The sequence below is a fragment of the Streptomyces sp. NPDC052107 genome, from assembly GCF_040680215.1.
Classification (GTDB): domain Bacteria; phylum Actinomycetota; class Actinomycetes; order Streptomycetales; family Streptomycetaceae; genus Streptomyces.
On the sequence record NZ_JBFAWG010000007.1, the window covers coordinates 275,982 to 286,603 of the forward strand.

Here is a 10,622-nt window from a genome sequence, read left to right on the forward strand (position 1 = left end):
TGCTACAAAGGCCGCATGTCGGACATTACTGACCGACTCAGGCGTCACTCCTGGCGGTCTGTGATCGGCAAAAGCCCGCGGAGCGTTGCGGGGCAGGTCTTCGTCCTGCAGGTGGCGCTGGTCGCGGCACTCGTACTCTGCGCCGTGCTCGCCCTGGTCCTGCAGTCGGAGCGGGACACCGGCACCGAGGCCCGGCGACGGTCCATCGCCGTCGCCCAGACCTTCGCGCACTCCCCCGGCGTCCTGCAGGCGCTGAGTACACCCAACCCGTCCAAGATCCTGCAGCCGCTCACCGAGGCGGGGCGCAAGGCCGCCGGTGTCGACTTCATTGTCGTCATGGACACCCACGGCATCCGTTACACCCACCCGATTCCCAGCAAGATCGGGAAGCGGTTCGTGGGCCAGATCGGTCCGTCGCTGGCCGGCAAGGTGTACACGGAGAGCGTGCACGGCCCGCTGGGCCACGAGGAACAGGCGACCGTGCCGATCGACGACACCCACGGCAAGGTGGTCGCTCTCGTCTCCGCCGGGATGAAGGTCAAGAACGTCACCCACGAGGTGAACCGGCAGCTGCCGCTCATCCTGACCGCGGGGGCCGCGGCGCTCGTGGTGTCGACCGGGGGCACGGCACTGGTGGGCAGGCGGCTGCGCCGGCAGACCCACAGCCTGGCCCCGGACGAGATGACCCGTATGTACGAGCACCACGACACGGTGCTGCACTCGGTGCGGGAGGGCGTGCTCATCGTCGGCGCCGACGGGCGGCTGCTGCTGGTCAACGACGAGGCCAGGCGGCTGCTGGAGCTGCCCGTCGAGGCCGAGGGGGAACACGTCTGCGCGCTCGCGGGCCTCGATCCCGAATTCGTGGACCTGCTCCTGTCCGGGCGCGAGGCCACCGACGAGGTGCTGTTCGCCGGGGACCGGCTGCTGGCGGTCAACATCCGGCCCACGGACCGGGCCGGATGCCCCAGCGGCACCGTGGTGACCCTGCGCGACACCACCGAGCTGCAGGCACTGTCCGGACGGGCGGAGGTTGCCAAGGAGCGGCTCAAGCTGCTGTACGACGCCGGTCTGGGCGTCGGCACCACCCTGGACGTGGAGCGCACGGGGGACGAGCTGGCGCGGGTCGCCGTGCCGCGCTTCGCCGACTTCGTCACCGTGGACCTGGCCGACGCCGTGCTGCACGGCGAGGAGCCGGCCGCCACCGCCACGGACATGCGGCGCATCGCCGTCCACGGCGTCCGGGACGACCATCCCCTGTACGAGAAGGACCGGCTGATCGACTTCCTGCCGATCACGCCCCAGGCCCGGGGGTACGGCAGCGGCCGCTCGGAGCTGGTGACCGACCTGTCCACCGCCGAGGACTGGCAGGCCCAGGATCCGCGGCGCACCAGGGAGATCCTCGACTACGGCATCCAGTCGCTCATCGTCGCCCCGATCCGGGCCCGCGGTGTCGTGCTGGGCATGGCGAACTTCTACCGGGCCAAGCGGGACCCCTTCGACGAGGAGGACCTGTCGCTGGCGGAGGAGCTGGTGGCGCGCGCCGCGGTGAGCATCGACAACGCCCGCCGCTACGCCCGTGAGCACGCGCTGGCGGTCACCCTGCAGCGCAGCCTGCTGCCGCGGGCACTGCCCGAGCAGAGCGCGCTCGACGTCGGGTACCGCTATCTGCCCGCGCAGTCGGGGGTGAGCGGGGACTGGTTCGACGTGATCCCGTTGCCGGGCAGCCGGGTGGCCCTCGTCGTCGGCGACGTGGTCGGCCACGGCCTGCACGCGGCCGCCACCATGGGACGGCTGCGCACCGCGGTGCACAACTTCTCCACCCTCGACCTGCCGCCCGACGAGCTGCTGGGCCATCTGGACGACCTGGTCGGCCGCATCGACCAGGACGAGGCCGACGCGGAGGCGGCCGGGGAGATCGCCGGTGCCACGTGTCTGTACGCGATCTACGACCCGGTGACGCGCCGCTGCACCATGGCGCGGGCGGGGCACCTGGCGCCGGCGGTGGTCCACCCCGACGGCAGCGTCACCTTCGCCGACCTGCCGGCCGGGCCCCCGCTCGGCATCGGGGGCATGCCGTTCCAGACGGCGGAGTTCGAGCTCGCCGAGGGCACCGAGCTCGTGCTGTACACCGACGGTCTCATCGAGGACCGCGCCCGCGACCTGGACGTCGGCATGGAGCTGCTGGGGCAGGCGCTGGCGGGCCATCCCGGCCGGGCACCGGACGCGAGCTGCCAGGCGGTGCTGGACGAGCTGCTCCCCGGGCGGCCCACGGACGACGTCGCGCTGCTGATCGCGCGCACCCATACGCTGACGCCCGACCAGGTCGCCGAGTGGGACGTGCCCGCCGATCCGGCGGCCGTGTCGGACATGCGCCTCGCCGTGTCCGCGAAACTGGACGAGTGGGGCCTCGCCGAGCTGGGCTTCGCCACGGAACTCGTGCTCAGCGAGTTGATCACCAACGCCATCCGCTACGGCGGCGCGCCGATCCGGGTGCGGCTGATCCGCGACCGCACGCTGATCTGCGAGGTGGCCGACGGAAGCAACACCTCGCCGCATCTGCGCTACGCCGCGACCACCGACGAGGGCGGCCGGGGGCTGTTCCTGGTGTCGCAGATGACCGAGCGCTGGGGTGTGCGGTACAGCCCTCAGGGCAAGGTGATCTGGGCGGAGCAGGCACTGCCGTAGGGCACGGCCGGGCGGGTCAGGCGGAGCTGAACAGCGGACCGGACCGGCGCCCGGAGGACGCTGCCGTGTTCCCGGACGGCGGCACGGCGACGGGGAGTTCGATGCCGCACTCGGTGCGGCCCGGCGCGCTGTGGACGTCGATACGGCCCCGGTGCGGGTGCGGGAGGGGTCGACGCGGGTGAAGGGGTCGAAGACCGTGGGGAGGAGGGCGGACGGGATGCCGGGACCGTCGTCACGGACGCGGACGGTGTTCCGGCCCGCGGCGGTCTCCACGGCGACGGTGACCGTCGTACCGGGCGGAGTGTGGACACAGGCGTTGACGAGCAGCGGGGTCACCGCCTGCTGCAGTCGCCGGTGACCGGCACCGGGATTCCGGAGGCAGCTCCAGTCGCCAGACATGGTCCGCTGCGGCCGTACGGGCGTCCCGTAGGGACGGACGGCGAAGGGCCGCACCCCCGCTGCCGGGGATGCGGCCCTGAACCGCTGTGCCCTGCCGCTTACTTGCGGATCAGGTTGCGCAGCACGTACTGCATGATGCCGCCGTTGCGGTAGTAGTCGGCCTCACCGGGGGTGTCGATGCGGACGACCGCGTCGAACTCGACACCGGTGTCGGTGGTGACCTTGACCGTGCGCGGCGTGGTGCCGTCGTTCAGCTCGGTCACGCCGGAGAAGGAGAAGGTCTCCTCGCCGGTCAGGCCGAGGGAGGCGGCGGAGGCGCCCTCCGGGAACTGCAGCGGCAGGACGCCCATGCCGATGAGGTTCGAGCGGTGGATGCGCTCGTACGACTCGGCGATGACGGCCTTCACACCGAGCAGCGCGGTGCCCTTGGCCGCCCAGTCGCGGGACGAACCGGAGCCGTACTCCTTGCCGGCCAGGACGACCAGCGGGATGCCCTGCTCGATGTAGTTGCGGGAGGCGTCGTAGATGAACGACACCGGACCGCCGTCCTGGGTGAAGTCGCGGGTGTAGCCGCCCTCGGTGCCCGGCGCGATCTGGTTGCGCAGGCGGATGTTGGCGAACGTACCGCGGATCATGACCTCGTGGTTGCCACGGCGGGAGCCGTAGCTGTTGAAGTCGCGGCGCTCGACGCCGTGCTCCGTGAGGTACTGGCCGGCCGGGGTGTCGGCCTTGATGGCACCGGCCGGGGAGATGTGGTCGGTGGTGACCGAGTCGCCGAGCTTGGCCAGGACGCGGGCGCCGTTGATGTCCTCGACCGGGGCCGGCTCCATGCCCATGCCCTCGAAGTACGGGGGCTTGCGGACGTAGGTGGACTCGGCGTCCCACTCGAAGGTGTTGCCGGTCGGGACCGGGAGCGACTGCCACTGGGCGTCGCCGGCGAAGACGTCGCTGTAGGACTTGGAGAACATGTCCTCGCCGATGGCGTTGGCGACGACGTCGTTGACCTCGGCCTCGGCCGGCCAGATGTCCTTCAGGTAGACCGGGTTGCCGTCCTGGTCGACGCCCAGGGCCTCACGGGTGATGTCCACCTTCATGGAGCCCGCGATGGCGTACGCGACGACCAGCGGCGGGGACGCCAGGTAGTTCATCTTGACGTCGGGGTTGATACGGCCCTCGAAGTTCCGGTTGCCGGAGAGGACCGAGGTGACCGCGAGGTCGTGGTCGTTGACGGCCTTGGAGACCTCCTCCGGCAGCGGGCCGGAGTTGCCGATGCAGGTGGTGCAGCCGTAACCGACGAGGTTGAAGCCCAGCTTGTCCAGGTACGGGGTGAGGCCGGCCTTCTCGAAGTAGTCGGTGACGACCTTCGAACCCGGGGCGAGGGTGGACTTGACCCACGGCTTGCGGGTCAGGCCCTTCTCGACCGCCTTCTTGGCGACCAGGGCGGCGCCGATCATGACGTACGGGTTGGAGGTGTTGGTGCAGGAGGTGATGGCCGCGACCGTCACCGCACCGTGGTCCAGCTCGTAGGTCGTGCCGTCGGGGGCGGTGACCGGAACCGGGTTGGTCGGGAAGCCGTTGGGATGGACGGCCGGGGAGTCGGAGGCCGGGAAGGACTCCTTGCCCGCCTCGTCGATGTCGTCGACGTAGTTGCGGACGTCCAGCTTGAACTGCTCGGCGGCGTTCGCGAGGACGATACGGTCCTGCGGGCGCTTCGGGCCGGCGATGGACGGGACGACCGTGGACAGGTCCAGCTCGAGCTTCTCGGAGAAGTCCGGCTCGGCCTTCGGGTCCAGCCAGAGGCCCTGCTGCTTGGCGTAGGCCTCGACGAGCGCGACCTGCTGGTCGGAGCGTCCGGTCAGGCGCAGGTAGTTCAGGGTCTCGTCGTCTACGGGGAAGATCGCGGCGGTGGAGCCGAACTCCGGCGACATGTTGCCGATGGTGGCGCGGTTCGCGAGGGAGGTGGCGGCGACGCCCTCGCCGTAGAACTCGACGAACTTGCCGACCACGCCGTGCTTGCGCAGCATCTCGGTGATGGTGAGCACGAGGTCGGTGGCGGTGGTGCCGGGCTGCAGCTCACCGGTGAGCTTGAAGCCGACGACGCGCGGGATGAGCATGGAGACCGGCTGGCCGAGCATGGCGGCCTCGGCCTCGATGCCGCCGACGCCCCAGCCGAGAACGCCGAGGCCGTTGACCATCGTGGTGTGCGAGTCGGTGCCGACCAGGGTGTCCGGGTAGGCCTTGCCGTCGCGGACCATGACGACACGGGCGAGGTGCTCGATGTTCACCTGGTGGACGATGCCGGTGCCGGGCGGGACGACCTTGAACTCGTCGAAGGCGGTCTGGCCCCAGCGCAGGAACTGGTAACGCTCCTTGTTGCGGCCGTACTCCAGCTCGACGTTCTGCTTGAAGGCGTCGTTGGTGCCGAACTTGTCGGCGATGACGGAGTGGTCGATGACCAGCTCGGCCGGGGCCAGCGGGTTGATCTTGGCGGGGTCGCCGCCGAGCTCCTTCACGGCCTCACGCATGGTCGCGAGGTCCACGACACAGGGCACGCCGGTGAAGTCCTGCATGATCACGCGGGCCGGCGTGAACTGGATCTCCTGGCTGGGCTGGGCCTGCGAGTTCCAGTTGCCGAGGGCGCGGATGTGGTCGGCGGTGATGTTCGCGCCGTCCTCCGTGCGGAGCAGGTTCTCCAGCAGGACCTTGAGGCTGTACGGCAGGCGGGCCGAGCCCTCCACCTTGTCCAGCCGGAAGATCTCGTACGACTCGTCGCCCACCTGCAGCGTGCTGCGGGCGTCGAAGCTGTTCGCCGACACGACAGTCTCCTTCATTGATGTGCGCGTACCACCGTCAATCCTGCCGCCACGCCGGTCTGGCCGATCCGCTAAGGTAAGGCTAAGTTAGGTAACCCTTAGTGACTGGCGGCTGCGGTGCACCTGGCAGATATCTCGATGTCGAGATAACACTAGTACATGGGGGCCGGATGGTCATGCCCGGACACCCCGCCGGGCCGCTCGCGCGGTATGAGGTGACGGCGCCACACGCTGGATTCGTCCCCTGCATGGAGGATAGGGGAGATAACGGGCACTCACCATGAATGGGGTGTAATGCCGCGTCCCCGCAGGCCACTGACGTGCCGTCACCCGAATGGACCCCCCAGCGGGCACCATCTCATATCTGAGATAACCTCAACCACATGGCAGACGACTACCTCGTACGCATCGGCAAGCTCATCCGTGACGCCCGGCAACACCGAGGCTGGACACAGACGCAGCTCGCGGAGGCGCTGGGCACCAGTCAGAGCGCGGTCAACCGCATCGAGCGCGGGAACCAGAACATCAGCCTTGAGATGATCGCCCGCATAGGAGAAGCCCTGGACAGCGAGATCGTGTCGCTGGGGTACGCGGGCCCGATGCATCTGCGCGTGGTCGGCGGTCGCCGTCTGTCCGGCGCCATCGACGTCAAGACGAGCAAGAACGCGTGCGTGGCGCTGCTGTGCGCCTCGCTGCTCAACAAGGGCCGCACGGTGCTGCGCCGCGTCGCGCGGATCGAGGAGGTGTACCGCCTGCTGGAGGTCCTCAACTCCATCGGCGTGCGCACCCGCTGGATCAACGACGGCGTCGACCTGGAGCTGGTGCCGCCGGCCGAGCTGGAGATGGCGGCGATCGACGCGGAGGCCGCCGTACGCACCCGCTCGATCATCATGTTCTTCGGCCCGCTGCTGCACCGCATGGACCACTTCAAACTGCCGTACGCCGGCGGCTGCGACCTCGGCACCCGGACCATCGAGCCGCACATGATCGCGCTGCGCCGGTTCGGCCTGGACATCGCGGCCACCGAGGGTCAGTACCACGCGCAGGTCGACCGCGCGGTCCGCCCCGACCGTCCGATCGTGCTGACCGAGCGCGGCGACACCGTGACCGAGAACGCGCTGCTGGCCGCCGCCCGGCACGACGGCGTGACGGTCATCCGCAACGCCTCCTCCAACTACATGGTCCAGGACCTGTGCTTCTTCCTGGAGGCCCTGGGCGTCAAGGTCGAGGGCATCGGCACCACCACGCTGACCGTGCACGGCGTGCCGAACATCGACGTCGACGTGGACTACTCCCCCTCCGAGGACCCGGTCGAGGCGATGAGCCTGCTGGCCGCCGCGGTCGTCACGGAGTCGGAGCTGACGGTCCGCCGGGTCCCGATCGAGTTCCTGGAGATCGAGCTGGCGGTCCTGGAGGAGATGGGCCTCGACCACGACCGGTCGCCCGAGTACTTCGCGGACAACGGCCGCACCCGCCTGGTCGACCTGACGGTCCGCCCCTCCAAGCTCGAAGCCCCGATCGACAAGATCCACCCCATGCCCTTCCCGGGCCTGAACATCGACAACGTCCCGTTCTTCGCGGCGATCGCGGCCGTCGCGCAGGGCAAGACGCTCATCCACGACTGGGTCTACGACAACCGCGCGATCTACCTCACGGACCTCAACCGCCTCGGCGGCCGCCTGCAGCTCCTCGACCCGCACCGGGTCCTGGTGGAGGGCCCCACCCGCTGGCGCGCCGCCGAGATGATGTGCCCACCGGCCCTGCGCCCCGCCGTGGTCGTCCTGCTGGCGATGATGGCGGCCGAGGGCACGTCCGTGCTGCGCAACGTGTATGTCATCAACCGGGGTTACGAGGACCTCGCCGAGCGCCTGAACTCCATCGGGGCGCAGATCGAGATCTTCCGGGACATCTGACCGGTTACCGAAGGAATGCCGCCGCACCCCGTCCGGCCTGCGCAATGTGAGGTCGGGAGGGGGAGCGGCGGCGTTCGAACCCGGTCACCCGGAGTCTTGCTCAGATACCCAGGACCACTCGGGCGGTGACGAAGTAGATCACCAGTCCTGTGGCGTCCACCAGTGTCGTGACCATGGGGGCCGAGATCACCGCTGGATCGATGCGGACTCGTTTGGCCAGGAGCGGCATGGCCCCGCCGACCGTCGCCGCCCACCCACAGATGATCACGAGCGCGATGCCGACGACGAGAGCGATGTGAGCGCCCACGAATGCCGTGCCCAGCGCCATTCCCAGGGTTGCCAGCATCGTTCCCAGGAGGACGCCCACCCGGCACTCCCGCCAGATGATCGCGGGCAGGTCCGAGCCCCGTACCTCTCCCACGGCCAGCGCGCGTACGGCGGCTGTTGCCGCCTGGGCACCCGCGTTTCCGCCTGTGCCGATCAGCAGCGGAATGAACATGGCGAGTTGGGTGACCTGCTCAAGTGTGCTTTCGAAAGCCTTCGTCACCGTCACGGTGAGTGTCGCGGCCAGCAGCAGAAGCAGGAGCCAGACGACCCTGTAGCGAGCCAGCTGCCACACGGTCGCCGCCATGTAGTGTCCGCTCCACGGAGTGGATCCGGACTGGCGTGCGACGTCCTCCGTGTCCGCCTCCTCGATCACCTCGACCGCGTCGTCGATGGTGAGCAGGCCGACCAGCCTCTCCTCGCTGTCGACGACAGGCAGGTCCAAGGTGTTCGTTTCGCGCATCAGGCGAGCCGCGTCTTCCGCGGGGTCGGCGGCGTGCGCGCGGGGGACATCGGCAGCGACGAGACCGAGCACGCCCTCTCCCGGCGGGCTGAGCACGAGCTCACGCAGTTCGACCACGCCGGTCAGGCGGCGTCCGGTGTCCACGACGGGCAGCGTGTAGACGGTCTCCGCGTCCGTGCCCCTGGAGCGGACGAGCTCCAACGCCTGTCGTACGGTCAGGTGCTGGTCCAGCGCGACCACCTCGGGTGTCATGTAGCGCCCTACCGAGCCTTCCGGATATCCCAGCAGGGCTGCGGTCACGCGTCGCTCGTGCGCGCTGAGCCCGGCCAGGACCCGCTGGACCACTTTCGCCGGGGCCTCGCGGAGCATGCGCACACGGTCGTCGGGGTCCAACTCTTCGACCAGTTCGTGGAAGGCGGCGTCCCGCAGTCCCATCAGGATGGCCTGCTGATCGATGGGCTCCAGTTCCTCGAAGACCTTGATGGCCTCGTCCTTGTCGAGGAGCCGGAACGCGACCACCGCGTCGACGGCGTTCATCCGGGCCAGCTCGTCGGCGATGACATGGGGTGGGCGCTGGCCCAGCAAGTACTGTGCGTCACGCAGGTCGTGGCGCTCCAATGCGTCCTGAAGCTCCGTGGGCAGTTCGTCGTCGGTCAGCTGGGTGTGCGTCATGGCAGGAGTCCCCTCGGTAGGCGGTGGGGCGGATGCTCTGCTTCGCAAGGCGCGTACCGACACCGTCCCTGCCTGGTGGAGGTCAGCTGCGAGAAGTCACAGCCCGCTCCGGTGGGAGACGGCCGTACGCGAGGTTCGACTGGGAGGCTCGCTCTGCACGGCGAACCACCTCCCTCCTGCGCAGGGGACAAAACCTCGGACAGGTGCGAGTGACGAGGCAGCGCCCCGGTGGGAAGACTCACCGCCGAAGCGGCCCACCGGGGCCGTACGACTGCTGTCAGGCTCGGCTGACCAGCGCGAAGCTCACGCCGCAGGGGTCCTTCAGCACGGCGACCCGGGCGACCCCGGCCACGTCCGCGGGAGCCGAGACGACCGCGCCACCCAGCGAGACCGCCGTCGCCGATGCCGCGTCGACGTCCTCCACGCCGAAGTGCAGGGTCCAGCCCGGTGAGGCCGCCGGCCCGCCCGCGATTCCGCCGAACTCCACCGAGTCGCCGGATGCCGTGACGCGAGTGGCGTCGCCCACCGTCGGCGCTGCGGCCGTCCAGCCGAAGACCTGGATGTAGAACGCCGTGGAGCCGACGACGTCCGGAGTGCTGAGTCCGAACCAGGACGGGGTGCCGGGTTCGTGCATCAGGCCGGACCCGGGGTGCTTGTCCGGCTCCCAGGCGCCGAGGACCGCCCCGTCAGGGGCCTTGTAGACGGCGGCGCTACCGGCGACCGACACCTTCCTCGGAGGGCTGACCACGCTGCCTCCGGCGGCCTCCACCGCCTTCGTCGTCTCGACCAGGTCATCCGTCATGAAGTAGACGGTCCAGCCGGCCGAGTGCTCCTCTCCCTCCTTGAGCTTGATCGCTCCCACGACCTTCTCTTCGTGCAGCGTGAAGTTCACGTAGCCGCTGGGGAGTTCCAGAGCCTGCCAACCGAAGAGGGAGCCGTAGAAGGCACGGGCTGACGCGACGTCGGGAGTGTCGAGATCCGCCCAGCACGGTGCGCCCTGGAGGTGGCGGGTGATCTTCATCGTTCTCTCCTCACACTGCAGCGATCGATCTTCGTGAGGCTGAGCCGGTCACGCCCGAGGCTCAGCTCGACCAGGGTGGCGGTCCGCTGCGGCGCGACTCCAGTGCGAGCAGCCAACTCGCGGATTCCTTCCATCGGTCGGGCCGACCGGGGCGAATTCGCTCACTCACGTGCCGACGAGTCGGCGGGGCTACTGCCCGACCTCGCCGTACGCGGCGAGCAGGACGGCCGGGCCGGGGCGTCCAGGGCTGCTTGGGTGACCTCTTCGGGGGTACGGCCGTCCGTCGCCACGACGGCGGAGGCCACCTCCTCGTACAGATGCCGCCGCGCCTC

General features: G+C 69.5%; 5 protein-coding genes and 1 pseudogene. 2 read left to right on the forward strand and 4 right to left on the reverse strand.

Going from position 1 to position 10,622, the window contains the following annotated elements:
• Nucleotides 1-15: 15 nt before the first annotated feature.
• Entirely contained in the window at nucleotides 16-2,685 is a 2,670-nt protein-coding gene (locus tag AB0M27_RS10835; protein WP_365720141.1) for a SpoIIE family protein phosphatase, read from the forward strand.
• A gap of 210 nt (nucleotides 2,686-2,895) precedes the next feature.
• Here AB0M27_RS10835 and AB0M27_RS10840 read toward each other — a convergent pair.
• Nucleotides 2,896-3,084: pseudogene (locus tag AB0M27_RS10840) on the reverse strand (ATP-binding protein); the annotation flags it as partial.
• Between the two features lie 98 nt (nucleotides 3,085-3,182).
• A complete protein-coding gene (acnA, locus tag AB0M27_RS10845; protein WP_365720143.1) occupies nucleotides 3,183-5,900 on the reverse strand; it encodes an aconitate hydratase AcnA in 2,718 nt (905 codons plus the stop codon).
• Between the two features lie 380 nt (nucleotides 5,901-6,280).
• Between acnA and AB0M27_RS10850 the strand changes: the two genes are divergently transcribed.
• Nucleotides 6,281-7,810: a UDP-N-acetylglucosamine 1-carboxyvinyltransferase gene (locus tag AB0M27_RS10850; RefSeq protein WP_365720145.1), complete on the forward strand. Its 1,530-nt coding sequence runs from the start codon at nucleotides 6,281-6,283 to the stop codon at nucleotides 7,808-7,810.
• A 100-nt stretch (nucleotides 7,811-7,910) separates the two neighbouring features.
• On the opposite strand, the gene mgtE is transcribed toward AB0M27_RS10850, so the two are convergent.
• Together mgtE and AB0M27_RS10860 are read right to left on the reverse strand one after the other, a co-directional pair.
• Complete coding sequence (gene mgtE / locus AB0M27_RS10855; protein WP_365720147.1) at nucleotides 7,911-9,269, reverse strand: magnesium transporter; 1,359 nt, start codon at nucleotides 9,267-9,269, stop codon at nucleotides 7,911-7,913.
• 277 nt (nucleotides 9,270-9,546) lie between these two features.
• The gene (locus AB0M27_RS10860) at nucleotides 9,547-10,290 is read right to left on the reverse strand and encodes a VOC family protein (protein WP_365720149.1); all 744 of its coding nucleotides are present in this window, start codon (nucleotides 10,288-10,290) and stop codon (nucleotides 9,547-9,549) included.
• Nucleotides 10,291-10,622: the final 332 nt, after the last annotated feature.